Origin of the sequence: Microcoleus sp. Pol17C6 (genome assembly GCF_036701145.1) — a bacterium.
Taxonomy (GTDB): domain Bacteria; phylum Cyanobacteriota; class Cyanobacteriia; order Cyanobacteriales; family Microcoleaceae; genus Microcoleus.
On record NZ_JAUBQH010000021.1, the window covers coordinates 69,530 to 95,018 of the forward strand.

20 protein-coding genes and 1 pseudogene are annotated in these 25,489 nt (G+C 45.3%); 9 read left to right on the plus strand and 12 right to left on the minus strand.

Annotated elements, in window-relative coordinates; genetic code table 11:
• Positions 1–126 precede the first annotated feature (126 nt).
• The 3 genes from QUA25_RS12880 to rpsU all read left to right on the plus strand — a co-directional run bounded on the left by QUA25_RS12880 (position 127) and on the right by rpsU (position 3,320).
• The gene (locus QUA25_RS12880) at positions 127–1,710 is read left to right on the plus strand and encodes a tetratricopeptide repeat protein (RefSeq protein WP_333038294.1); all 1,584 of its coding nucleotides are present in this window, start codon (positions 127–129) and stop codon (positions 1,708–1,710) included.
• A gap of 107 nt (positions 1,711–1,817) precedes the next feature.
• Positions 1,818–2,952, plus strand: a protein-coding gene (gene prfB, locus QUA25_RS12885) for a peptide chain release factor 2 (protein WP_333038295.1) whose coding sequence is annotated in 2 segments (ribosomal slippage) — positions 1,818–1,889 and positions 1,891–2,952 — 1,134 coding nt in all. Because the reading frame shifts where the segments join, the coding sequence is not laid out codon by codon here.
• 173 nt (positions 2,953–3,125) lie between these two features.
• Positions 3,126–3,320, plus strand: a complete 195-nt coding sequence (gene rpsU, locus QUA25_RS12890) for a 30S ribosomal protein S21 (protein WP_006632476.1) — start codon at positions 3,126–3,128, stop codon at positions 3,318–3,320.
• A gap of 11 nt (positions 3,321–3,331) precedes the next feature.
• Here the strand turns inward: rpsU and QUA25_RS12895 are convergent, their stop codons facing one another.
• The 12 genes and pseudogenes from QUA25_RS12895 to fbp form a co-directional block, all read right to left on the minus strand.
• Positions 3,332–4,795 (minus strand): AtzE family amidohydrolase, encoded by a 1,464-nt coding sequence (locus QUA25_RS12895; protein WP_333038296.1) that lies wholly within the window; start codon positions 4,793–4,795, stop codon positions 3,332–3,334.
• A 24-nt stretch (positions 4,796–4,819) separates the two neighbouring features.
• Positions 4,820–4,996 carry a DUF4089 domain-containing protein gene (locus QUA25_RS12900; RefSeq protein ID WP_333038298.1) on the minus strand — a complete coding sequence of 59 codons (177 nt, stop codon included), beginning with the start codon at positions 4,994–4,996 and terminating at the stop codon, positions 4,820–4,822.
• Positions 4,997–5,117: 121 nt separating this feature from the next.
• Positions 5,118–5,570, minus strand: a complete 453-nt coding sequence (locus QUA25_RS12905; protein ID WP_333038300.1) for a KGK domain-containing protein — start codon at positions 5,568–5,570, stop codon at positions 5,118–5,120.
• Between the two features lie 99 nt (positions 5,571–5,669).
• Positions 5,670–6,122 carry a hypothetical protein gene (locus QUA25_RS12910; RefSeq protein ID WP_333038302.1) on the minus strand — a complete coding sequence of 151 codons (453 nt, stop codon included), beginning with the start codon at positions 6,120–6,122 and terminating at the stop codon, positions 5,670–5,672.
• An 11-nt stretch (positions 6,123–6,133) separates the two neighbouring features.
• The gene (locus QUA25_RS12915) at positions 6,134–6,442 is read right to left on the minus strand and encodes a hypothetical protein (RefSeq protein WP_333038305.1); all 309 of its coding nucleotides are present in this window, start codon (positions 6,440–6,442) and stop codon (positions 6,134–6,136) included.
• Between the two features lie 26 nt (positions 6,443–6,468).
• A pseudogene (gene codA, locus QUA25_RS12920) lies at positions 6,469–7,734 on the minus strand (cytosine deaminase).
• Positions 7,735–7,946: 212 nt separating this feature from the next.
• Positions 7,947–8,438 (minus strand): ureidoglycolate lyase, encoded by a 492-nt coding sequence (locus QUA25_RS12925; RefSeq protein ID WP_333038307.1) that lies wholly within the window; start codon positions 8,436–8,438, stop codon positions 7,947–7,949.
• Between the two features lie 149 nt (positions 8,439–8,587).
• Entirely contained in the window at positions 8,588–10,087 is a 1,500-nt protein-coding gene (locus tag QUA25_RS12930) for a cobyrinate a,c-diamide synthase (RefSeq protein ID WP_333038310.1), read from the minus strand.
• Positions 10,088–10,499: 412 nt separating this feature from the next.
• Positions 10,500–11,864 carry a glucose-6-phosphate dehydrogenase assembly protein OpcA gene (gene opcA / locus QUA25_RS12935; protein ID WP_333038313.1) on the minus strand — a complete coding sequence of 455 codons (1,365 nt, stop codon included), beginning with the start codon at positions 11,862–11,864 and terminating at the stop codon, positions 10,500–10,502.
• Positions 11,865–11,986: 122 nt separating this feature from the next.
• Positions 11,987–13,516, minus strand: a complete 1,530-nt coding sequence (gene zwf / locus QUA25_RS12940) for a glucose-6-phosphate dehydrogenase (protein ID WP_333038315.1) — start codon at positions 13,514–13,516, stop codon at positions 11,987–11,989.
• Positions 13,517–13,777: 261 nt separating this feature from the next.
• A complete protein-coding gene (gene tal / locus QUA25_RS12945; RefSeq protein ID WP_333038317.1) occupies positions 13,778–14,932 on the minus strand; it encodes a transaldolase in 1,155 nt (384 codons plus the stop codon).
• 223 nt (positions 14,933–15,155) lie between these two features.
• Entirely contained in the window at positions 15,156–16,229 is a 1,074-nt protein-coding gene (gene fbp / locus QUA25_RS12950; RefSeq protein WP_333038320.1) for a class 1 fructose-bisphosphatase, read from the minus strand.
• Positions 16,230–16,552: 323 nt separating this feature from the next.
• On the opposite strand from fbp, the gene QUA25_RS12955 reads away from it, so the two are divergent.
• The 6 genes from QUA25_RS12955 to QUA25_RS12980 form a co-directional block, all read left to right on the plus strand.
• A complete protein-coding gene (locus tag QUA25_RS12955) occupies positions 16,553–16,687 on the plus strand; it encodes a DUF4058 family protein (protein ID WP_333038323.1) in 135 nt (44 codons plus the stop codon).
• 205 nt (positions 16,688–16,892) lie between these two features.
• Complete coding sequence (locus QUA25_RS12960; protein WP_333038324.1) at positions 16,893–19,322, plus strand: ankyrin repeat domain-containing protein; 2,430 nt, start codon at positions 16,893–16,895, stop codon at positions 19,320–19,322.
• Positions 19,323–19,557: 235 nt separating this feature from the next.
• Positions 19,558–19,734: a hypothetical protein gene (locus tag QUA25_RS12965; protein ID WP_333038326.1), complete on the plus strand. Its 177-nt coding sequence runs from the start codon at positions 19,558–19,560 to the stop codon at positions 19,732–19,734.
• 6 nt (positions 19,735–19,740) lie between these two features.
• Positions 19,741–20,922 carry a serine/threonine-protein kinase gene (locus QUA25_RS12970; RefSeq protein WP_333038333.1) on the plus strand — a complete coding sequence of 394 codons (1,182 nt, stop codon included), beginning with the start codon at positions 19,741–19,743 and terminating at the stop codon, positions 20,920–20,922.
• A gap of 417 nt (positions 20,923–21,339) precedes the next feature.
• Positions 21,340–23,619 (plus strand): AAA-like domain-containing protein, encoded by a 2,280-nt coding sequence (locus QUA25_RS12975; protein ID WP_333038327.1) that lies wholly within the window; start codon positions 21,340–21,342, stop codon positions 23,617–23,619.
• 35 nt (positions 23,620–23,654) lie between these two features.
• A partial coding sequence (locus QUA25_RS12980) for an AAA-like domain-containing protein (RefSeq protein WP_333038329.1) occupies positions 23,655–25,489 on the plus strand: 1,835 nt, incomplete at its 3' end.

Sequence of the window (25,489 nt, forward strand, 5' to 3'; positions counted from 1 at the left end):
TATCATGTTCACAGCGGACAGACATAAGGTATAATTTTAATTTTTAATCACTCAATCAAAACTATTGCTATCTAATTGTGTCGATCGCGATTTCAATATTAATCACAAATTAATTGGGGAAAACTCATGTACTTAAAATATGAAGATATCAGGAGAGTCAGCGTAGAAATTACCTCCAGGTGCAATGCAGCTTGCCCGCAGTGTCCCCGCACGGGCAACCCGATTTTGCCGGGGGCGGAATTAAAGATGGAGGATATTGAGAGAATTTTCCCACAAGAGTTTTGCTCTCAGTTGGATTTGGTGTATATGTGCGGCAACTACGGCGATGCTATGACTAGCAATACAACAATTCCGGCGATCGAGTATTTGCACCGCATGGGAGTTCCTCATATCTGCCTGTACACCAACGGTAGCGGACGCAATCCAGACTGGTGGCAAGCCCTGGCCAAGGCGATGACAGGAGAATACGATCGCGTAATTTTTAGTATCGACGGCTTGGCGGATACTAACAGCATCTACCGCCAAAATACCAACTGGGACAGGATAATGCAGTCGGTTAATGCCTTTATCCAAGCTGGCGGAAAAGCTGTATGGCATTACTTGATATTTGAACACAACCAGCACCAAGTAGAAGCAGCGCGGGATTTAGCCCAACAATTAGGATTTGTCGAGTTTGTACCGAAAGCTACCTCTCGTTTCGTGGCGAAAGAGATTTATGACAAAGAGTCCGCAAATCAACAGCCTCAAAAAGCAGAAAACTCTCAGGTAGAGGCTAAGAGCGATCGCCCCAACCAACCAGCAACAACTAATGCGTCAGCCCCTCAAAATCAAACACAGACGGCTGTTGGGTTGCACCAACAAGCTGAGCACTGTTTGAAACAAGGACAGCTCTCAGATGCGATCGCAGCCAGCCAACAAGCCCTAAAAATTCAACCTAATTTTGCAGCAGCCTGGAAAACATTGGGCAATGCTGTTCAAGGTTTGGGGAAGATGCAAGCAGCAGCAGATTGTTACGCCAAGGCCCTCAAAATTCAGCCTAATTTTCCAGAAGTTTATGCTAATGTCGGCAGTCTTTATGCTCAACAGCAACAGTGGCAGCCCGCTAGTGCTTATTACCAAAAGGCGATCGAGCTTAAACCAAATTTTGCCGGAGCTTATCGCAATTTAGCTCAAGTGTTGACGCAGTTGGGGCAACCAGAAAAAGCCAATTATGCTTGGTATCAAGCTATAGCTATCGAAACCTCTCAAGCACCAGCTCAAAATCCGCCTATCCCATCAAAGCCAGCCAGCGAAGAACTCCAACCCCCATCGTTGGAACAATATAAAAATCCACAGGGAGACCAATTTATCCAAGCTGTAGAAAAATTTGGTAGCCTAAACAATTACTACCGAAATGTAGAAATTAGCTGCCAAACTCAAGCCAGCAAAGAGATTTTCATCAGTTTTGAAGCGGAACTCTGGCCTTGCTGTTGGGTAAGCCATACTAAATACGCTATTTATAACCACACTTACAGACCGCAAATGCTGGCTTTAATTGAAAAGTACGGAAATGGCTTTAATTCTCTCAGAACTCAATCTGTGAAAGAGGCGATTGCCAGAGATTGGTTTCGCGAAGACCTCACAAAAAGTTTTTCCTGTTCTAAAAGGTTGGACGTATGCGCTCACGAATGCGGTAAAACTTTCAATTCAACAGGTTCGCAGTATATATAAGAAGGAAGGCACGACACGGATTTGGACACGGATACACGGATTAGTTGCTGAAATGTCGAAATTTCAGCTAAACTCAAAAATACACCCCACAACTAGGAGAACTCATAGTGGAAGTTCTAGACATCAAACACAATATCGAAACATTGTCCGATCGACTGGGTACAACCCAGGACTATCTTTGACATCCCCGCACTCACAGCCAAAATTCAAGACTTAGAGCAAATCTGCGCCCAACCAGCATTTTGGGACGACCAAGATCGAGCTCAAGAAACCCTCCAAGAACTTAATGACTTCAAGTCTCATTTAGACCAATATCGCGGCTGGCAAACGAGCTTGGAAGATGCTAAAGCTATTTTAGAACTGCTGGAGTTAGAAGCCGACGAGTCCCTGTTCCAAGAAGCCTCATCGAGTCTTTCTCAGTTAACCCGCGAACTCGACCAGTGGGAACTGCAACAATTACTATCGGGGCCCTACGATGAAGGCGGCGCTGTTTTGACAATTAACGCCGGGGCCGGCGGCACAGATGCTCAAGATTGGGCGGAAATGCTGCTGCGGATGTACACCCGCTGGGGGGAAAGTCAAGGTTACAAAGTACATTTAATGGAAATTTCCGAGGGAGAGGAAGCAGGTATTAAATCTGCTTCTTTGGAAATTGTCGGCCGCTACGCTTACGGTTATATGCGATCGGAAAAAGGCACTCACCGCTTGGTCAGAATTTCGCCCTTTAATGCTAATGACAAGCGCCAAACCAGTTTTGCAGGCGTCGAAGTGATGCCAATTCTTGATCGATCCGTCAAGTTGGACATTCCAGAAAAAGATTTGGAAATCACGACTTCCCGCGCTGGCGGCAAGGGCGGGCAAAATGTTAACAAGGTAGAAACCGCAGTCCGCATCGTTCACATTCCTAGTGGTTTGGCCGTCCGCTGCACGGAAGAACGCAGTCAGTTGCAAAATAAGGAAAAAGCTCTGGCATTACTCAAGGCTAGGCTGTTGGTGATTGCGAAAGAACAGCGGGCTTCGGAAATTGCCGAGATTCGCGGCGATATGGTGGAGGCGGCTTGGGGCAACCAAATTCGCAATTATGTTTTTCACCCCTATCAAATGGTCAAGGATTTGCGTACTGGGGTGGAAACAACCGCCATCGCAGATGTGATGAACGGCGAATTAGACCCGTTTATTCAAGCTTACCTGCGGCAGGAAAATCAGTTGATAGCCCAAACCGATTCAACCGCGGGAATCTAATTCGCGCCTTGACATACAAAGTCGGGCTGTGCAAACTAAAGAATCAAGAGCGGTGATGGCAGCGGATTTGCTATAATTTTGGGGTTTTGGCCGATCGCCCGACCTTCAACAGGTCGCGCGGTCAAAAACCTTGATATGATAAAACTTGATCTGACAAACACTAAGGAGAAATAATGACCCAAGTTGTAATAGGCGAAAATGAAGGGATTGAGTCAGCCCTGCGACGGTTTAAGCGACAAGTTTCTAAAGCGGGTATTTTCCCCGACATGAGAAAGCACCGCCACTTTGAAACTCCGTTGGAAAAGCAGAAGCGCAAAGCTATTGCCAGAAGGACTAAGAGACGCTTTCACCGCAATAACAAGCCCTAGAATTATTAGCACTAAATTGATTCGGCAGATATAATGCCTTGCGATTCTAGTACCGCAGCGACTCGGAGAATCACCGCTTCGCTGTAGGGAGCACCAATAATTTGTACCCCCAAGGGCAAAGCGCCGGGCCGCTGTACGGGCACGCAAAGAACGGGCAAGCCAATAAATGATAGGGGTTGGGTGAACAGTCCGAGATTGGGACGCACTAAGATTTCTTGTCCGGCTATTACCATTTTCTCGACGCCAATTTCAGGGGCAGCTATCGGGGTTGCGGGTGCGAGGATGATGTCTGTGTGTTGGAATATTTCGCGAATTCGATCGCGGTACCACTGTCTGAATCTCTGGGCTTGCAAGTACCAAGTCGCAGGGATCAGGGTTCCCGCTAAAAAGCGATCGCGCGTCGCCGGATCGAAGTCTTGAGGGCGCGATCGCAAATTGTCCAAATGCAAGTTTCCCCCCTCGCAAGCGGTAATGATAAATGCCGCAGCCCGGGCGCGATCGGATTCCGGTATGGTGACAGTTGCAAGCCCCCCTATTTTTGGGGGGTTTGTTGTTTTTTCTGTGCTATTACCACAATCCAATATATTTGTCAAGGCTTTAGCAACTATTTCTACAGCATCCATTGCTTCGGGTTCGGCCCCTGTGGCGAAATAGCCGTCAGCAACAGCAATTCGCAATCCTTCGATGCCTTGATTTAACTGTGGCGAACAAATTTCTGGCGGGCGTTGAGTGCAAACTGGGTCGCCAGAATCAGGGCCTTGCAGGACATCGTACAGCAGCGCCATATCCCTGATCGATCGCCCAAACGGCCCCACACAATCCAAACTACCCGAAAATAAATAAGCGCCAGCCCTAGACAAACGGCCGTAAGTAGGCTTAAACCCAAAGACACCGCACAAAGCAGCCGGTACGCGGATAGAACCATTAGTATCAGAACCGAGAGTGACGGGTACAAAACCGGCGGCGACTGCTGCTGCGGAACCGCCGCTGGAACCGCCGGCGATGCGCGCAGTATCGCGGGGATTGCGAGTCGGGCCGTAGTGGCTGTTTTCCGTCACAAAACCGTAGGCGTACTCATCCATGTTGAGAGTACCTACGAGGACAGCCCCGGCTTGTTTTAGTCGGGCGACCACCGTTGCGTCCTGGGTAGCCGGAGGATTGTCAGCGTTGATTTTTGACCCTGCTAGGGTGGTAATTCCGCCGACATCGAAGAGGTTTTTGACAGCGAAGGGAACACCTGCTAAAGGGCCTGGGTTTTCGTTATTTGCGATAGAATTATCTATTTTTTCGGCTGCTGCGAGTGCGCTTGATGCAGTGATTGCAGTAAAGCAATTAAAAGCTTTATCCTTAACAGCAATCCGTTCCAAAGCAGCATTTACCGCCACTGTAGCCGTAACCTTACCACATTTAACCGCCGCTGCCGTAGCAACCGCATCAGCCTTATCTAAAAAACATCTGCGTTCATCTGCGTTCATCTGCCCTCATCTGCGGTTAAAAATCTAAGGTTCAAACACCGGCGCGACTTCTACTTCTGGGGGTAAAGGAAACTCAGTAACGAGTCGGGCGATCGCAACTATCCTCTCGAAGTTTACCACAACGCCTGGACGATGTTCCGGGTCTAACGGTAAGTTTATCAGTTCAGCGGTGCGATCGACATATTCTTCTACATTTACCATCAGTCCCTCCCAAAAAAAACATCAGCGTTCATCTGCGTACATCCGCCCTCATCTGCGGTTAAAAATCTAAGGTTCAGATATAGGTGCGATCGATTATTGTATTGTAATCGCGATCGGGCTGTTAGTTGTTATTGCTCAGTTTTTTGTATTCCTCGGATTGTCTGATATCATCTAAAGGCGATTTTTGCTCTGGTGGTTCATCAGGACAAAACTTTATACATACCTGCGTTTCCCCCGACTGTAAATTTTCCTTAACTTTTATTTGAAGCCTTCCTTTTTGCCAACCCTTAGAACCTATTTTGAGAACTTGACAATCTATTCCTTCTTGAGGGGAATTCCAGTCTATCTCCCCTCCCTTAATTATTATTTCTTCGTTAATCCGTAGCTCTTTCAGGCAATCAATTATTGATTTATGGCGAGATTCCCTTATTGCAATAATATCAAGTACCTCAATAAACTTGCTAGTGACGAGTTCTTCAAAACTGCGTACCAAAAAAGTAGCTTTATCGAATAACAAAACATCATCCCCGTCTAGTATCTCATAGTTCTTATTAGATTCCCGTTTGTCGTCCATTTTTTTTACAAAATTATGCTTCTTCCTCTTTACTACCACCTGAAGGTATGAGAGTCAAGGTCGTAAAGAAACAATTTGTGCTCGGCAAACTTTCCCAACTCAAACACTGACAGTTTCCCGCAACTTATCAACGGCAACATTCAGCGGAGGCAAAGTAAAATCCTCAGCATCCATCAATTCCTTAACCTTCTCAAAAATCTCCACCTCCGCCTCTTCCTGATCCGTCAGCTTATCATAAAAATAAGGGTCAGTAAACCACTGCTCAAAAGCTATCATTAACAATCCATTGGGCGAAAGTTCAAACCGCCAATACTTAGAAACCCTACTGTCAACCACTTCAAACAGCGGTGCCGGATTATGGATAGGATAATAGCTGTAATGATCATCACAAATATAGTACCAAATAGTGCCTCTCCATTCTCGGATAGCATAAACAACATATTCCTTGCCTATAGTTAGTGATAACTCAACTGTTCTAGTGTAACCGCGTGGCGGATCTATATATGTTTCAGGAAGAGATGCACCAGTCTTAGCAATACAACGAATTTTCATAACTTGATTACCTACAGATTTTTAGGGGCTGTTTTGGGATACTGTCGCTTAAACTTAAACTCCACATCTTGAAGAGTCTGACTGTTCCGAAACCAATGGACTTGTACGGAAGCTCCATTAATTTCAAAAACCTCAATACTTGTCATTTTATCCCAATCTTCAGAATTCCCGCCATAAACAGCAATAAGTCTCGGTGCATCCCCCAACAATCTATCTGTACCGCAATGAATTACTATACAATTACCAGCCTTAGCATCTTGCAGCAGAAGTTGTTCCGGCAATTTTCTCGGACTCTCATCGGGGATAGCACCTTGATTCACAATTTAACTGATTAAAATATTGTTTGTCAAACCGAATAAAAACTCATTTTAGCAGGTTCAGTTTCCGCCAGCAACTTTCCCCGCGAAATCACATACCGAACCGCAGCGCGCCTCCTAATTGCATCATAACAATCCTCAGCATCCAAGACAATCAAATTTGCAGGTTGACCGGCATCTATCCCATAATTATCATCTCCCAGATAGAGAGTTTTAGCCCCGTTGACAGTGACCATATTAAAACAAGCCGCAATCTCAGCCATTCCCGTCATTTGACAAACATGAACCGCCATATGAGCGACATCCAACATATTTCCCGTACCTAAACTATACCAAGGATCTTGCACGCAGTCGTGACCAAAACTCACATTCAATCCCTGTTGCCACAACTCCTTAACTCGCGTCACCCCACGGCGTTTGGGATAAGTGTCAGCGCGGCCTTGCAGGATGATATTAATTAAAGGATTGGCAATAAAATTAATTCCCGATTTTGCCAAACTTCCCATCAGCTTAAAAGCATAAGCATTGTTATAAGAACCGAAAGCCGTCGTGTGGCTAGCCGTCACCCGCGAACCCGCCCCGCTTCTAATCGCACAAGCTGCTACAACTTCCAAAAATCTCGACTGTTCATCATCGATTTCATCGCAGTGAACATCTATTAATCTCTAGTATTTTTCAGCAAGTTCATAAATTAGATCAACCGACTTCACCCCATCTTCCCGCGTCAACTCATAATGCGGAATCCCGCCCACAGCATCCGCACCCATATCCAGAGATTTCTCTAAAAGTTTGTCATTTTCTGGACTTCCATAAATCCCGTCTTGGGGAAAAGCCACAACTTGCAGAGTCATCCAATCTTTGACTTGTTCTCGAACTTCCAAAATTCCTTGCAAAGCAGTCAGCGTCGGTTCGCTAACATCAGCGTGACTCCTGACAAACAAAATCCCTTGAGACGCTTGCAGCCTTAAAGTTTCAACAGCCCGTTTTTTGATATCATCCAGCGTTAAACTTTGCTTTCGTTCTCCCCAGATTTGAATTCCCTCGAACAAAGTGCCGCTTTGATTCCATCGCGGTTCCCCCGCAGTCAAAGCCGAATCTAGATGAATGTGCGACTCCACAAACGGGGGAGAGACTAATTTGCCTCCAACATCGATTTCGGATTCTCCCAATTCGGAAATCTGCGTCGATACGGCGGCTATTTTGTCCCCATCAATAGCGATATCCACTGTTTGACTGTTGCCCACACCTAACAAACGACATTGGCGCAGAACAATGCTATACTTTTGCTCAGGCATGACAATTGCAGCTAAATTTAACACTTGTAAACGCGATCGTTCCTAGTTACTACTCAGCCTAGTAAGACCAAAAGAATTCCCCAATCACTTGCCAACCCCCTCCTTCTCCTCCTCTGCGTCCTCTGCGCCCTCTGCGGTTAACAAATCTTACTCAAAAAACCAACCTGTAACGAGAATCACCCCGCAGAAAGCGCAACGACAAATCGCCAACATCAGACAATCTCAAACTCCAGATTGTGATTTTTTACCAAATCAAAGGTAAAATGGTCAACCACATTAGTATTGCTCAACTCCAGATTGTAAAAATCCACAAAATCCGCATCAAAATAAGGCCCAGCGTGCCAAGTCCCCACATCTAACTTAATAAAACAATTGCCCGGAATCCGAAAAGCAGCCATATCCTCTAAACTCGGTTTATAGCTATCTCCAGGAGGCGCAACCGCCATCAACCAATCCTTTCCCTCCAAAGAACCCAAACACTGAGTACATTGAACGTGCCGCGTAATTTTGCCAAACTTGCGACCTTTCTCGTGCAGCCGCATAATGTAAAATCTAGGAATACCATTTTGCAAACTTAACTGAGCATCCTCAGCATCGAAAGACTTGCCATCAACAGCCGCAAAGATAACTTGACCGTAACTCCGAAAATTATCTGGTGTTACCCATTGTGCGGACAACTGCTTAGTCGAAATTGATTCGCTCATAAATCCCAACATCCCTAGCTTGATCCGTCATGAACATTCTAATACAGTAAACCCTCTCTCATCTCTTCTCTGTGCCCTCTGTGTCCTCTGCGGTTAATTAAATAAAAAAATCTAGTTCGCTTTCTCGATCGCCCAAAACACCCTTACAATCACGCATCAGCACACTGCTGCAAAAAACGAGCCGGAATATCAGGCCGAGCACCCCAATGCAAATGCAAATAAGAAGCGTGCACCTGACAAACTCCCCAACCTTCAGCAACCGCCTCAACTTCCCCCCGCTTGCCGTACCTCCAACTGTGATAAACTGGATTAGTCGGTTCCACAGTTAAGTGCGATCGATGAAACTCATGTCCCCAAACCTCATCAAGAGCAGTTAACACCGAACTATCCCTCACCGCCACAGCTTCTCGGTATCCCAGGGTCAAACGCTTTCCCATCGCAGCAGCAGTTTCCAACACTCCCACCCCTGGCCAAGAATTGCCATCGAAGTCTACAATAGAATCGCACAAATACATCAAACCGCCGCACTCCGCATAAGTCGGCATTCCCGAAAAAATCGCACTTTTTACCGCATCCCGAATTAAAACATTACCGCTCAATTTTTGAGCAAACACCTCGGGAAAACCACCACCAAAATATAACCCTTGCACATTGTCAGGAAAAACAGCGTCATCAAGGGGACTCCAAAATACTAACTCCGCACCCAACTCTTCCAACAAATCAAGATTATCCTGATAGTAAAAATTAAAAGCCCGATCGCGCGCAACTGCAATCCTCACTCCAAATTGTTTTCCCAAACTGTTGACAACATCATCTTTTTTAGTTACAATTTTGGAAGGGAGATTGTGTCTACCCAAAAGTTGATCAGACCCCTCACCCCCCCCATTTCGAGTTGCAGCCAACAAAGGCAAAAGTTGCTCCCAGTCAAAACTAACAGCAGCCAAATCAGCTAATTTATCGATCGCAGCATGAAGATTCGGCAACTCCTCAGCCGGAATCAGCCCCAAATGTCGATCGGGAATAGTAACAGCCTCATCCCTACGCAAAACGCCCACAATAGGTAAATTGAGCGGTTTGAGAGCATCTTGAAGCAGTTCCAAATGTCGATCGCTCGCCACCCGATTCAGCACCAAACCAGCGAATTTAAGGTCAGGGTTAAAAGAACGAAAACCGTGGGCGATCGCAGCGACAGAACCAGAGAGCCTGCTGCAATCTATCACAAACAATACCGGCAAATTCAGCAAATAAGCCACATGAGCCGTAGAAGCAAAGGAAAAATCATAATTGCCTTCTTCTTTTCGATAATTAATCCGTGTATCCGTGTCAAAATTCGTGTCGTGCCTTCCTGATTCCTGAGTTTTTCGACTCACTCCATCAAATAAACCCATAACCCCTTCAACTAAGGCATAATCGACATCTTGAATATGACGAGAAAAACACTTTTTTACATAAGATTCAGAGGTTAATATTGCGTCTAAATTCCGACAGGGGCGACCCGTGACAAAAGCATGAAACATCGGATCGATGTAATCCGGGCCTACCTTAAAAGATTGAACATTCAAGCCGCGACGGATTAAATAAGCTAAAAGGGCGATCGTCACAGTCGTCTTTCCCGCACCGCTGCGTTCGCCAGCAATTACTAAAGCCATAGTTCTAGTTAGTTAAAATAAATAATAGATAAGATTGCCCAAGTCGCTTTCCAATCAGGAAATTATCTGCGTTTATCTGTGTTAATCTGCCTTGCATCTGCGGTTTCTGTATCAATAAAAGATTTAGGCAATCTTTTCTCATAAAAATAGACAGTTGATAAAGTTATGAGTATTGCTCTCAAACCGCTCAAATAATAACTATTTAACGAACCGCGAAGACGCCAAGAGCGCGTTCGGCGAAGCCGTTCCCGAAGGGTAGGAAGAAAAGAGAAGAATAAAAGTAGGGCAGACATTGCCTGCCCCACTGAATATTAACTCAATCCGTCTTGCTTATTTTTTTCTCCTTGCTCCTGATTCCATCCATCCGTTACATCCGTTACATCCGGTACACAATCCGTTGCCGAACTTCTTTTTACCGCTTAGGTAACTTCAGCATTTGAGCCGTCACTGCCAAACTTTCTTCGTAAAGCACGTCCCGGCCCCAACTCAGCAAGTGTTGGCCCAGCAACTGTTCCGTCACCTGATCGAACAGAGGACTCACCTGGTTAAACCGATCGGTTTGAGCGCCACCCTTCGTTTCCATCCGCATACAGCCGCCCACTTCCGAACACAGAACCGTACCGCAGTCAGCCTTCTCGTTCGTAGAACTCAAACGCAGAGCAATCAAATCGCCCGGGACATCGCCCGTATCAGCAGTAGGAATAGCAGCCAACTCCGCTTCTACAACCCGTTCGTCGGGCCCCGCGAATTTAATTCGCTTGATTTGGTAATCGCCCTCTTCCTGTTTGAAAGCAACAGGACGCCACTGAAGCCGGCTCGCCAGCCAACCCAAATACATCAGCGCTTGAGTAGAATTGTCCTGTTCGTAATCGATCGTCACCCGATCGATTTCCCGAATCGCAGCGCGACGTTCCGGGGCGTCAAAAGCCTCAGCAGCCAACTCCTGCCACGCAGCCAGCCGGCGCCAATTCAGATCCGCGATCGGAATTCCCTCCTCGATCAGACTTTGCATCAACAGCAATTCCGCTTCACACTCGGCAAAGCTGCTAGAGTCAACAATCACAGAACTGCTAATTGCCGCCAGCCGCTGGAACAAACCTCGATCGGCATCCGGGTTCGCCTTCCACCACAGCAGCGTCGGCAAATCGGGGATCGTCAGCGCCGTCACGATGCCGCTCACCCGTTCCAGCGCCGCTTCCGTACCCCGGAGCGTAATATACTCGCAGCAGATTAGATTGCCAGTGGTGCGCTTGTGAACCGGACAATAAGCAGCCACTTGAGCCTGCACGCCTGTATCTTCCCCCGCCGTCGGACACAGAGCAATAATCCGGCAGGGATTGGCAGCCACGATCGCGTCAGCCACGCCCGATCCCCCGGAACCCAAACCACTCGATCCCATCTCCTCGCCTTTTGAATTTTTGCGAGCCACTTCTTCCCGCAAAGTCGCCAGCAATTCAGCGTTAGGTTTGCCAGTTCTCGGCAGCCCGTAAGCTTTTTGAGCTGCCCTGATGCTAGATGCCGTCATCGGCCCGGTAATACCGTCCACTGGCCCGTCGTAAAACCCCAGATCCGCCAATAACCGCTGAGTTTCTTCGGGTTCGTAGACTACAAAAGTAAAAGTTGTTGCCCTACTAGCGATCGGAGAATCGCCCTTTGAACCAGATTCTCTGTAACTTTCCCAAATTTGACTCAATTCGGCTTCTATTTGGTCGATCGACACATCTTTAGGATTTTGCAGCGAAACCAGAGGCGGAGCTTTCATCGGTGTCATCGTCATAAATCTTTTCTCCTTTGTTATTTGTTATTAGTCATTAGTCATTGGTTCTTAGTCATTGGTTTTTAGCTAATCAATAATGGCTAATCCTGACCAATAAACTAAAGACTGCTGACTAATGACTCTTAAAGTCTGCGCCACTTGCGGCCGTCTCTGTTAATTAGCAGTTCTGCTTCCGCCGGTTCCCAAGTACCCGCTTCGTATTTAGGAACCAACTCCTGTTCGTTGGACGATTCCCAATCCATCAGCGCCGGCGTTACCACCCGCCAAGCTTCTTCCACTTCATCAGAACGGGTAAACAAAGTTTGGTCGCCCAGCATACAATCAATTAACAGGCGATCGTAAGCATCCGAAGATGTCACCCCAAAGGAAGAACCGTAACTGAAATCCATATCCACCGTCCGCGTCCGCAAATCCGGCCCCGGCATTTTCGCCTCAAACCTCAGCGAAATCCCCTCGTTGGGATGCACGCGCATAGTCAAAACGTTAGGAGTAGTTTGTTGGGCCGCAGACTGAAAGATTAGCAGCGGAACTTCGCGGAACTGAATCGCAATTTCGCTAACTTTTTTCGGCAACCGCTTGCCGGTTCGCAGGTAGAAAGGCACTCCCTGCCAGCGCCAGTTGTCAATCATAAACTTCATCGCCACAAAAGTCGGCGTTGTCGAGTTGGCAGCAACCCCCGGTTCATCGTGATACCCCGGCACCGGTTTGCCCTTCATCCAACCTGCGGAATATTGACCCCGAATCGCTGAGAACTCCAAGTTATTCAAATCTGCCAAGCGAGTTGCTTGCAGAACTTTCATCTTTTCGGTGCGGATGCTGTCAGCGTCGAGCGAGTTCGGCGGTTCCATCGCCGTCAGACAGAAAATCTGCATCAAGTGGTTTTGCAGCATATCCCGCAACGCCCCAGAGGATTCGTAGTAACCAGCCCGGTCTTCTACGCCTACTGTTTCTGCAACTGTAATTTGTACGTGATCGACAAATTGCCGATTCCACAGCGGTTCAAAAATCGCGTTAGCAAACCGGAACACCATTAAATTCTGAACAGTTTCTTTACCCAAATAATGGTCTATACGGTAAACTTGCTGTTCTTGGCAAACCTTCTGCACGACTCGGTTGAGAGCTTTTGCCGAGCTCAAGTCGCGACCGAAGGGTTTTTCAATTACCAAGCGGTGTTTTACTGGATCTACCAGCATTTGAGCATCGCCCAGTTGCCTAATTGCTTCTGGGAAAAAGTTCGGGGAAACTGATAGATAAAATATGTGATTGCCGCGAGTTCTCCTTTCTTCGTCGATTTCTGCTAAGAAAGCTTTGAGTTTTTGATAGCTTTCGGGGTTATCAATGTCGCCGGGACAGTAGTACAAACCTTTAGCGAAATCTTGCCAAAATTCTTCATTGCCAATGCCGCCGCCAAATTCTTCAATGCCTTCGCGCATTTGCTCTCGGAAGTAATCGTGACTCCAAGGCCGGCGGGCTACTCCCACGACGGTAGTTTCCGGTGGCAAGCGCCGATCGCGCTTCATCTGATAAATTGCAGGTACCAGTTTGCGCTGGGTGAGATCCCCAGAAGCTCCGAAGATTACCAGAATTTGTGGTTCCGGCACCCGTTCTTTTCGCAAACCGACCCGCAGTGGATTTTCAAGTAGCGTTACCATTATTTATTTTCCTTGTTCTAGTGATGTTAACCCTGCCAAGACACCATGATAGTTTGCGGTCATTTCTGCTAGTTGCTGGGTGAGAGAGTTAATCGATTCTTAATACTGCTAGAGGAGGCAGATGATTTTGCTCTCTAGGAACCCTGACACCCATTAATCTCAAAATTCCTAGAGAGGATTTAAAACTCAGCCTTTAAGAACCCAAATAATTATCTACTCCGATTCCTAAATGCTTCTGCCTTTCAGGATACAGATATCTGCCTAAGCGACGGGCGACAACTTCTGGACTTTCTCTTGCAAGGAATCCATCAGGGATTGGAACGGATTGACGAATTTCTCAATCCCGTCGATGAGCAAGTCTGCCATCACTTGGTCCAAGTTGATGTCTATGTCGGGATCTTTGAGACTTTCGATCAGGGTGTAAGCTTCTTCAACGTTGTTCTCAATCCGGGGTGCGACATCGCAGTGGTCGAAACAAGCTTCAACGGTGTTCGGTGGCAAAGTGTTAACGGTGTCGGGGCCGATTAGTTCATCGACGTACATGACATCGCTGTAGTTGGGGTTTTTGGTGCTGGTGGAAGCCCACAGCAATCGCTGCACTTTCGCTCCTTTGGCTGCTAAAGCTTGCCAGCGATCGCTCGCTACGATCTCTTTATACTTCTGGTAAGCTATCTTCGCATTGGCGATCGCAATTTTCCCCTTCACTGCTTCCAGTTTAGCTTTTGTGGAAATATCTGTGACATTTTTGAGTTTCTCGTCAATCTTGCCATCGACATTGATGTCGATCCGGCTCAAGAAGAAACTGGCAACAGAAGCAATATTGCTCACATCCAAACCTTTAGCCACCCGTGCTTCTAAACCGCGAATGTAAGCCCAGAAGGTTTCGACGTAGCTGTCAACCGAGAACAGCAAAGTCACGTTAACGTTAATGCCTTCGCTGATGACTCGCTCGACTGCGGGCAAACCTTCAGCGGTTCCCGGAATCTTAATCATCACGTTTTCTTTGCCGAGGGCTTGGTAATAGCGCAGGGCTTCGGTAATCGTACTTTCTGTATCGTTGGCGATCGTCGGTGGCACTTCAATGCTAATGTAACCGTCCAAACCCTTCGACTCTGCGTAAACTGGGGCGAAGATGTCGCAAGCGTTGCGGATATCTTCAAATACCAGAGATTCGTAAATCTCCATTACAGATTTACCCGCCCGGATGCCCGCTTCGATATCCGCGTCGTAAATCACATTACCCGCGATCGCTTTCTCAAAAATAGCTGGATTGGATGTAATCCCCCGCAGTCCCCTACTTTCAATCATCTGTTTGAGTTCGCCGGACTCGATCAGATCGCGAGTCAAATTGTCCATCCAGATACTTTGGCCAATTTCTTTGATTTCTAACAGGTGATTCATTGGTGTTGCTGTCATTACTGTAACTCCTACAATTTGATAGCTGTTAATTGGGACTTGGAAATCGGGAATTGAAAAGTCAAAATTGGCAATGGGGAATTGGTAATTGGGAGTCGAAAGTTATAAGTTAAAACCCTCTTCCTTCTTCCCTCTTCCTTCCTTCTTTCTTCTTTCTTCTTCCTTGTTCCTTACATCCGTTACATCCGTTACATCCGTTGCATAATCCGTTGCCGAACTTCCTTCACTGTTGGACTGTTCTAGGATTGCGCGATCGATCTTGAATAAAAGACTCCACCATCGCTACATTTTCTTTACTGCCGATAATCAAGGGCGATCGCTCGTGCAGTTTGGTCGGCACAACGTCTAAGATGTCTTGAATGCCCGTACTGGCGCGCCCGCCGGCTTGCTCCATCAAAAACGCCAAAGGAGCCGATTCGTAGAGCAAACGCAATTTGCCCTCGGGGTTTTTCACCGTTCCGGGGTACAAAAAGACGCCTCCCTGGAATAAAATCCGGTGGAAATCTCCCACCAAAGCCCCGCCGTACCGGGCGCTGTAGCCTTCGCTGCGGTGTACATAGCGAATGTAGTCTCTCAAAGATTCCTCCCACTGCCAGAAGTTGCCTTCATTAACGCTGTAAATCGGGCCGCGATCAGGAACCTTAATGTTTTCGTTAGCTAGAATAAACTCGCCCAAACTGGGGTCGAGGGTAAAGGAATGAACACCCTGACCGATCGAATAAACCAGCATGGTACTCGGGCCGTAGAGCACATAACCAGCGGCAATTTGTTTGTGTCCATGTTGCAGCAAGTCTGAAGCAGAACCGTCTTCATCGTCCCCCTCTTGCTTGCGGATGCTGAATATTGAGCCGACATTGAGATTGATGTCAAGATTGGAAGAACCGTCTATGGGGTCGTAGAGCAGACTGTAGCGTCCGATCGGACAGTTTTCGGGAATGTAGTAGGGTTTTTCCATTTCCTCCGAAGCCAAGCGGCAGACAAGTCCGCTTTGCTGGAATACCGAGATAAACACTTCATTGGCATAGATATCCATCTTTTTGACGGATTCTCCCTGCACGTTCGTAGCCCCTGTAAACCCCAAGGCATCTGCCATTAATCCGGCTCTGCTGAGCCGCCTTGCGATCAGCTTGGCAGCTAGTCCGATGCGATTCATCAGGGCGCTGAGATCTTGAGCATCTGCTGAAAAGCTGTGAAGTTGCTGGAGTACGTGACGAGATAGGGTTGTGCAATCGCGGTCTAAGGCTTGCACCTGATCCATCGGGCCCAGTCGGGCTTCCCCTGTCGGCGCGTTTACCATGATTTTGATGTCCTCCCTGTCTTGCTGCTCTGGATTTGGGTTCGATGGAGTCCTTGACTCTTGCTCCTGAATCGGCTAAAAGACCGATCGTCCCCCAACTTCTATCTTAGGAAGGGTTTTGCCAAAGGGCGTCGAACTTTAGGTGAATTTTAGATCCGCATCGAAAATTGAGGAGTGCGAGCGACTGTTGAGTCGGGAATTGTATCCAAAATCACTACTTTTTTGGATTAACCGCAGAGGACGCAGAGGGCGCTGAGAGAGAAAGTGGCGATAGAGAAGCCTACGAACGTTGGCTAGCATCTCAAAAAGACCGACAACTTCCTTTGCGCGAAGAAGATGTAGAACCTATTGTTAATTTGCCGGAATTGCTTGCAGGCATTTACGATCGCGTCGGCTATGATTATCGGCTCGATTACGATCAATATCCCGTACGCAAATTTTCGCCAAAGGTGATATGACACTCCAAAATTCTGGGTAAGCTCTCCATAGAAATACGGTAATTGAAATTTAAGCAAATATACAGAGTCCGTCATTGACTTTTCTATTGACTTGTTTGAAATATACTCAAACACTCAATTTACATTGCAGAAATTTTTCAAAATTTGGGTTTTTAAAACCCAAGTATAAAATGTTTGTTGGTACTCATGAACCCAGGATAATGCTATGGATATTGTTGAACAAATTCCCCATAACTTAGTCAAACACTATCAAATTAAAAAGCTACTCGGAGAAGGCGGTAGTAGCACAACTTATGAAGCCGTTGACCTCCAAACACACCAGCGAGTCGCACTCAAAGCTTTGTCTTTACAGAAGATGAATGACTGGAAAGTCCTGGAACTCTTTGAACGAGAAGCCAATGTTTTATCAAAATTGAATCATCCGGGAATTCCGCGTTATTTGGATTATTTTTATGTCGATACTCCCGATAACCGTTGTTTTTATATAGTACAAGAACTGGCCCAAGGGCAATCTCTAGCGAGTTTAGTCGAAAATGGCTGGCACGCTAGTGAACCTGAAATTCAACGCATTGCAACACAAATTTTGGAGATTTTAGTTTATCTCCATTCACAGACACCACCTGTGATCCACCGGGATATTAAACCAGAAAATATTGTTTTCAAATCGCCGATCGATTCCCACAAAGAAAAAGACTGGGCAGTCTGCTTAGTAGATTTTGGAGCAGTGCAAAACACTTATTACAATACTTTAATGCGAGGAAGTACCGTAGTTGGAACCTATGGTTATATGGCTCCAGAACAATGTCTCGGACAAGCCGTACCTGCAACAGATTTATATGGTTTAGGAGCGACATTGTTGTATTTACTAACCCACCGTTCCCCCGCCGAATTACCAACAAATATACTAGAGAAAGATTTTCGCTCTCAAATTCAGATTTCTTCAGCATTTGCCGATTGGTTAGAAAAAGCGATCGCGCCAGATTTAGAAAACCGCTTTGAATCGGCACAAGAAGCGCTTGAATCTCTTCACAATCCTCGAAGAGTTAACGTTAAATCCAATCCGACGCAATGGAAAAAGCGCCTCAAAATAGGAATTGCTGCTATTGCTACTGTTGCTGTTTTTAATCACTTTAAATATCCCATCCTCAACCGGATTGGATTTACACCCGATGCAGTTGTCGAGGCTGCCAGCCAGGGAGATACTAACACTATTAGGCATTATCTGGATCTTGGTATTAGTGCCAATAGCAGGATAGGCAGTCAGAATTTACTACACTTTGCTGGCTCAAAAGAGGTGGCAGAATTGTTAATTGCCAAAGGTGCAGATGTCAACGCTAAGGGTACACATGGCGGTACCCCATTACACATCGCTGCTATGTTCGATCACATAAAAGTGGCACAGACGCTAATTGCTAAAGGTGCAGATATTAACGCCCGGACAGGAAGTCAATATTTTAATAGAACTCCTCTGTTCTTTGCCCGATCGCCTGAAATGGCCAAGTTGCTGATTGCTAAAGGTGCGGATGTCAATGCCAAAAACAAAAATGGCTTGACTCCTCTACATACGGCGCGATCGAAGGCGATCGCAAAGATACTACTCGCCGCAGGCGCAAAAATTAACATCAAAGAAGACAATGCCCGAAATGGCAAGAGTACAGCTTTATTACATAATGCAGCCAAAATAGGTTTTAAGGAGTTGGTACAACAGCTAATTAAAGACGGTGCAAATGTGGCGATTCTGGATAGTGAAAAAAGAACTCCCCTGCATCTTGCTGTCGAGCGAGGCTATCAAAATATCGCTGAACTGCTAATTGCTAATGGCGCAAGGGTTAACGCTAGAAATGCGAACGGTCAAACTCCATTGTATCGAGCGATCGCGATCGGACACAATGAGATTGCTGCACTGCTAATTAACAACGGTACAGATGTCAATAATATAGATGGATCTGGCACAACTCCACTGCACAAAACCGCACATTATGGCACTGTAGAAATCTTAAAATTGCTGATTGCTAAAGGTGCAGAAATTAATATCCAGGATAATCAAAGAAAAACTCCACTGGATATCGCCGTAGACCTGAAACTTCAGGATGCAGTGGCGCTGCTAATTAGTAAAAACCCAGATGTTAATAGTGAAGACAAAGAAGGCAGAACTTTACTGCATATCGCTCTAGATTTCAAACTTGAGGATGTAGCCAAACAACTCATTGCCAAAGGTGCATTCGTTAATAGCAAAAATAACTTGCTTCAAACTCCCCTGCATCTTGCTGTTGCTCAAGGCTCTCAAGATATCGCTGAACTGCTAATTGCTAATGGCGCAAGGGTTAACGTTAGAAAGGAGAACGGTCAAACTCCGTTGTATCAAGCGATCGCGATCGGACACAATGATATTGCTGCACTGCTAATTAAAAACGGTGCAGATGTTAATAATAGAGATAAGTGTGACACAACTCCCCTGCACAAAGCCGCACATTATGGCACTGTAGAAATCTTAAAATTACTAATTGCGAAAGGTGCAACAATCAACGCTACAAACTGCTATGGTGACACGCCCCTAAAGATAGCAGAAATCAACTGGAACCCCGACGGAGAAGCAGCAGCCAAAATACTCATATCTCGCGGTGCAACCTACTAATCATCCACAATCAACTCAGGCACAAAAATATGAAAACACTACAACAATCGGAAAAAATCATTGCTGAAAGGTAAGGATTCAGGTCACTGAACTCCTTGCTGGGCAAAGACTTTAGATCTGGAGCTTGATGCTAAATAAATCTCTATTCTCAATAAAAGACAAAAAATGACAGTTTTTCGTCCTTTATTGACAATCAACCACGAAAGGCAAAAACCCTTATTTTGCCCTACAACCCTTGCCAGACAAGCGTTGGAGCCGCAAGTTTTTAGACCTGAATCCTTACGCTGAAAGATATCGCATTCTCGGCAAATTAGGACAGGGCGGAGTTGGAATCACCTATGCTGCTGTAGATTTAAATAGCAATCAAAAAGTTGCACTCAAAGCTTTATCCCTGCGTCTGACAACTGAATGAAAGAAAATCGAGTTATTTGAACGAGAAGCAAAAACTTTATCGGGATTGAATCATCCGGGAATTCCTCACTACATTGACTACTTTCAAGTTGATACTTCTCAAGATCGTTGTTTTTATATCGCCCAACAATTCGCACCGGGAAAGTCTCTCGCACAGTGGATAGAAAATGGCTGGAAACCAAATGAAGCGCAAGTGCGTCATATCGCCTATCAATTGCTAGAAATTCTAACTTACCGGCAATCGCTGTTACCTGCTACTATCCACCGAGATATCAAGCCTCAAAATATAATTCTGCAAAAAAATGGGCGAGTCTTCCTAGTTGATTTTGGCGCAGTTCAAAATACTTACCATCATACCGTTACTGGAGGCAGCACCGTTGTCGGAACCTACGGTTACATGGCACCAGAACAATTTAGAGGAAAAGCTGTATTGTCAACAGATTTGTATGGATTAGGAACGACGCTGCTTTTCTTGTTAACCCAGCAATTTCCATCGGATTTACCCAGAGAAAAGCTGAAGGTAAAATTCCGCGAGATCGTCTCTATTTCTACAGAGTTTGCCGACTGGTTAGAGAAGATAATTGAACCCGCAATTGAAGATCGATTTAACTCAGCAAAAGATGCTTTGTCAGCGCTGCGAGGGGAACAGCCAAGCGGGAATAATCCCGACAAAATGTTTAAGCGATCGCCCCAATCCCGAATTACTTTAATTGACGCTAAACGGTGGTTATTAATCAAGATACACCCCGATCGTTCACCTAGCAAACTCAAGTGGTTTTTCCAGTTCATTCATCTGAGTTATAAATTTTTACTTCCATTCTCTTTGATTCTGGGATTTGTTCTATCTAGCTTGTATTGTGAATACACTACAAGCGACTGGCTACAGAGATTATCTGGGCTATTTTTCAATATATCAATCCTGGCTATAACAACATTTACCCTATTTTATGCTTTGATGTGGTTGTGTCGGACTGATTATCGTCAATTCACTAGACCAATTCAAATCCGTCCTCAAGATATCCAGCGGGTAAAGTTGAGGGGAATTCATCTGCCATTGCTCAAAAAATCGATGACTTTTTGCGGGATTCGCGCCAAGTCGCGTAACTATTGTTTTGGCTTATTTTTGCCGCAAGCTGAGAAAGAATGGTTGGTAGGGGAATTGAATGATTGTTTAAGTAAACTAAAATAAATCATTGTTGTTATCCACAGATTTGATAAAAAACCCGTTTTTTTTTCGGAGTGCGTGGATTAAACAAATGCGGAAGTATAGAAGATTTTATGTACTAATTTAGGCAATAATAATCATCAAAAAATTCTGGATTTGGCATGAAAATAAAAATATAAAAAATCTCGATATTTATGAAATAGGACTGCAAAAGGGGAAGCCGATCGCACTTCTTGAATACGGATCTCAAATGATTAGTTGAGAGTAGCGATCGCCTTTTCGATTGGTTATGCCTGACTCAGGATGATCCTTTCTGCCAATTGACTTACCAACACAAATAAATATGTTTGTGCTTAAATACCGTAAAGGCAAGAAATATCTCGCCCTGACTGAGGTAGTGTCGTTAAGCTCCTGTATCTCCTAAGCGTGAAGGTTCCATTGATGAGTATTTCTACTCGAAAGAAAAAAACTATCCTGTTTTTGGCAGCCAACCCGAAAAACTCCACTCCCCTGCGCTTAGGTGAAGAGGCGAAGGAAATTGCAGAGGGATTGCAACGTTCTAAAAAGCGTGACAAGTTTCAACTGGAGCAACAGTGGGCGGTGACGCCAAGAGAAATGCAGCGAGCCGTATTAGACTATAAACCAGAGATTGTGCATTTCTCCGGGCATGGTGCAGGAGAAGGGGGTTTAGCCCTAGAAGATGACATGGGGCAGATTAAGCTAGTAAATGCCAAAGCTTTGGCAGCTTTGTTTGAGGCGTTTAAGGAGTACGTGGAGTGCGTAATACTCAACGCTTGCTATTCAGAAGTGCAAGCTGAGGCGATCGCACGTCACATTCCCTATGTGATCGGCATGAACCAAGCGGTGGGAGATAAGGCCGCACGAGAATTTGCTGTAGGTTTTTACGATACGTTGGCGGCGGGGGAGTCGATCGAATTTGCCTACAAGTTGGGTTGCGTTAGCATCAGCATGGCAGATATTCCAGAAGAGCTGACTCCGGTATTAAAGAAAAAGTCGGATTTTTCTGAGTTGGATGCAATAGAGCGATCGGGCGATGCTTCTGTTAGCGATATCGTTGAGGAGTCGTCGCCTGTGCTGGAAAATGCGCGATCGATCGCCCCACCTCCGGTTTCTCTTCTCAACTTAGATAACCCCGAAGGTTCTGTTAGTTTAGATTCACCCCTATATATCGATCGTCCTCCCATTGAATCGGAGTGCTACCAAACCATTGTCAAACCCGGAGCTTTAATCCGAATCAAAGCCCCCCGGCAAATGGGAAAAACTTCCTTATTACAGCGAGTTTTATACCACGCCAAGGAACAGGGATATCAAACAGCTTATTTAAACTTTCAATCGGCTGATGGCAGTTTTCTCACCAATCTTGATGAGTTGTTGCAGTGGTTTTGTGGTGAGATTACCAATGAATTAAATTTAGAAGATAGGTTAGGAGAATATTGGAAAGGCGTTCTCGGCAGTAAAAATAAAAGCACGAAGTATTTCCAACGCTATCTATTATCTGACAGCGAGCGGCCTCTTATTTTAGGGTTAGATGAAGTCGATCGCATTTTTGAGCATTCCGAAATAGCCACCGACTTCTTTGGATTATTACGAGCTTGGCACGAACGGGGGAAAAATGAGGAAATTTGGAAAAAGCTGAGGTTAGTCATTTCTCACTCTCAAGAAGTTTATATTCCTCTCAATATTAATCAGTCGCCATTTAACGTGGGATTGCCCATAGAATTACCTGAACTCAATCAGAGACAGGTAACAGACTTAGTGAATCGACACCAATTAAATTGGTCACATCAAGAGATTTGTGACCTGATGGAAATGGTAGGCGGTCATCCTTATTTAGTGCGAGCTGCTCTTTACCAAATTGCCAGGGGGAGAATTAGCTTAGATAGCTTGCTAAAACTCGCTCCTACTGAAGAAAGCCCTTACTACGATCATTTACGACGGCATTTAGTTAACTTGGAACAAGATGCACAACTAGCAGCAACAATTAGACAAGTTATTAACAGCGAGCAACCTGTAGAAATTAATACCGGAGACGCTTTTAAATTGCGAAGCATGGGGTTGATCAAATTTCAGGGAAATGCTGTCATGCCATTGTGTGGTTTGTATCGTCAATATTTTCGCCATCGCCTAGCCTCTGCCCAAGTAAAGATGACTGCTGGGCAACAAACGAATAACCAATCAAGTTTGAACCTAGAGAGTAATTTAGGAACTATAATTTTCTCGGATGTTGTTAATTCCACCGCTTTATCAGTTGCCAACCAAAAGCTGACACTAGAATTAGTGAATCGAGATTTCAACATCATCCGAGGCATCTGCGCTAAACATCAAGGCAAAGTCCTTAAAGAAATGGGCGATGGTTTATTAATTTTCTTTCCAGAAAGTGCCGTAAAAGCAGTAGCCTGTGCGCTAGAAATACAACGAAATTTCGCCGAAGCTGCTACAACCTTACCTGCTAGTCATGTCCTGCAACACCGGATTGGTATTCACTTGGGGGAAATCTTCTTTCTTAATAATGATATCAGGGGGGCTGGTGTAAATTTAGCAGCTCGTTTAGAAGGGAAAGCAGAGCCAGGAGGAATCTGTATTTCTGACACAGTTTATCAAGTCGTTAAAACCCACTCACCTTTAAAGGTGATTGACTTAGGTATGCAACAGTTAAAGGGAATTCCTGAAGCTGTACGACTGTACAAATTGATTGTTTGATTCTCTGATTTCCACCTATAAATTAACAATGACCTATGAAAGATTATCAATATCAAGTTGGGGGTAGCCTGCCTGCAAACGCCCCAAGTTATGTCACGAGAAAGGCGGATGAAGAACTTTATCAAGCTTTAAAAGCCGGAGAATTTTGCTATGTTCTTAATTCCCGACAAATGGGAAAATCATCCCTACGAGTGCGGACAATGCAGCGGTTACAAGCAGAGGGAATCGCCTGTAGTAGTATTGATATCACAGAAATAGGAACCTCAGATATTACACCAGAAGAGTGGTATGCAGGCGTGATTGATAGCATAGTCAGCCGCTTAGATTTGTATGACGTTTTTGATTTAGATGAATGGTGGGAGCAGAATAGGTTACTATCGAATGTTAAACGATTTAGTAAATTTATTGAAGAAGTATTGCTCAAGCATATCTCAGAAAATATAGTAATTTTTGTCGATGAGTCGGACAGCTTAATCAGCTTAAATTTTAAAATAGAAGATTTTTTTGCTGTGATTCGTGATTGCTATAATAATAGAGCTGATCAACCCGACTATCGTCGATTAACATTTACAATGTTAGGGGTAGCTACTCCCTCAGATTTAATTCAAGACAAGCGACGCACTCCTTTTAATATTGGTCGAGGGATAGAGTTAACGGGGTTTCAATTAGCAGAAGTTCAACCTTTGGTCGTGGGGTTAGAAACTCAAGGGGAAAATTCTGAAGCTTTGTTAGAAGCAGTATTATATTGGACGGGCGGACAGCCATTTTTAACACAAAAAATTTGTAAATTACTTCTCAATCACGCCAGCTCTGCCTCGATCCAAAATCCTGCTGAGTGGGTGGGAGATTTAGTTCGAGAAAAGGTGATTAATAATTGGGAAGGACAGGATGAACCAGAGCATTTAAAGACGATTCGAGATCGCATTTTACGCAGCGAACAGCGTGCCAGTCGGTTGCTGGGACTGTATCAGCAAATTTTGCAGCACCGTGAAATAGCGGCGCATGACACTCCCGAACAAATGGAACTGCGATTAACCGGGTTAGTGGTTAAGCAGTCTGGCAAACTTAAAGTTTATAACCCGATTTATCAATCGGTTTTTAACCTTGATTGGGTGGAAAAACAATTAGCGGAACTCCGCCCTTACAGCGAAAGTTTTAAAGCTTGGATAGATTCTGATTGCCAAGATGAATCGCGACTGTTGCGGGGTCAAGCCTTGCAAGATGCTCAAACTTGGGCAGTAGATAAAAGTTTGAGCGATTTAGATTATCAGTTTTTAAATGCCAGTCGGGAAGTACAACAGCGGGAAGTTGAACGAGAGTTAGAAGCACAGAGACAAGCGAATAAAATTTTGACTCAAGCGAATCAGACGCTAATTAAAGCACAGCAATTGGCCACGTATAAAGTCACTCAAGCCCAGAATTTAGCAAATGTCATCCAGGAAACTGCTTTTTCTAATGAATCATTTCGTTCAGGAAAGACATTCCAAGCACTGTTGGAAGCATTAAAGGCAGGGCAAGCATTCAAACAACTAGATGCTTCAGCCGAGACGACAAAACATATTAGAGGACGAGTGATAGCTGCGCTGCAACAAGCAGTGTCCGCAGTAAAAGAGCGCAATCATTTGGAAGGGCATAACAATGTGGTCATTAGCGTCGCCGTTAGTCCAGATGGCAAGACATTGGCTTCTGCAAGCTATGACAACACCATCAAACTGTGGAACCTGCAAAGCCAAAAACCCATCGCTACCCTCACCGGGCATAGCAGTTATGTCACAAGGGTCGCCTTTAGTCCCGATGGCAAAACTTTGGCTTCTGCAAGCAGTGACAACACCATCAAACTGTGGCACCTGCAAACCCAAAAACCCATCGC

Coding starts and splice junctions, on each gene's coding strand:
- QUA25_RS12960 (WP_333038324.1), top strand. CDS start 16,893: ATGGATATTGTTGAACAAATTCCCCATAACTTAGTCAAACACTATCAA.
- QUA25_RS12900 (WP_333038298.1), bottom strand. CDS start 4,996: ATGGTAAATGTAGAAGAATATGTCGATCGCACCGCTGAACTGATAAAC.
- zwf (WP_333038315.1), bottom strand. CDS start 13,516: ATGGTAACGCTACTTGAAAATCCACTGCGGGTCGGTTTGCGAAAAGAA.
- QUA25_RS12930 (WP_333038310.1), bottom strand. CDS start 10,087: ATGGCTTTAGTAATTGCTGGCGAACGCAGCGGTGCGGGAAAGACGACT.
- QUA25_RS12975 (WP_333038327.1), top strand. CDS start 21,340: ATGAGTATTTCTACTCGAAAGAAAAAAACTATCCTGTTTTTGGCAGCC.
- tal (WP_333038317.1), bottom strand. CDS start 14,932: ATGACAGCAACACCAATGAATCACCTGTTAGAAATCAAAGAAATTGGC.
- opcA (WP_333038313.1), bottom strand. CDS start 11,864: ATGACGATGACACCGATGAAAGCTCCGCCTCTGGTTTCGCTGCAAAAT.
- QUA25_RS12880 (WP_333038294.1), top strand. CDS start 127: ATGTACTTAAAATATGAAGATATCAGGAGAGTCAGCGTAGAAATTACC.
- QUA25_RS12905 (WP_333038300.1), bottom strand. CDS start 5,570: ATGGACGACAAACGGGAATCTAATAAGAACTATGAGATACTAGACGGG.
- fbp (WP_333038320.1), bottom strand. CDS start 16,229: ATGGTAAACGCGCCGACAGGGGAAGCCCGACTGGGCCCGATGGATCAG.
- QUA25_RS12925 (WP_333038307.1), bottom strand. CDS start 8,438: ATGAGCGAATCAATTTCGACTAAGCAGTTGTCCGCACAATGGGTAACA.
- rpsU (WP_006632476.1), top strand. CDS start 3,126: ATGACCCAAGTTGTAATAGGCGAAAATGAAGGGATTGAGTCAGCCCTG.
- QUA25_RS12910 (WP_333038302.1), bottom strand. CDS start 6,122: ATGAAAATTCGTTGTATTGCTAAGACTGGTGCATCTCTTCCTGAAACA.
- QUA25_RS12895 (WP_333038296.1), bottom strand. CDS start 4,795: ATGAACGCAGATGAACGCAGATGTTTTTTAGATAAGGCTGATGCGGTT.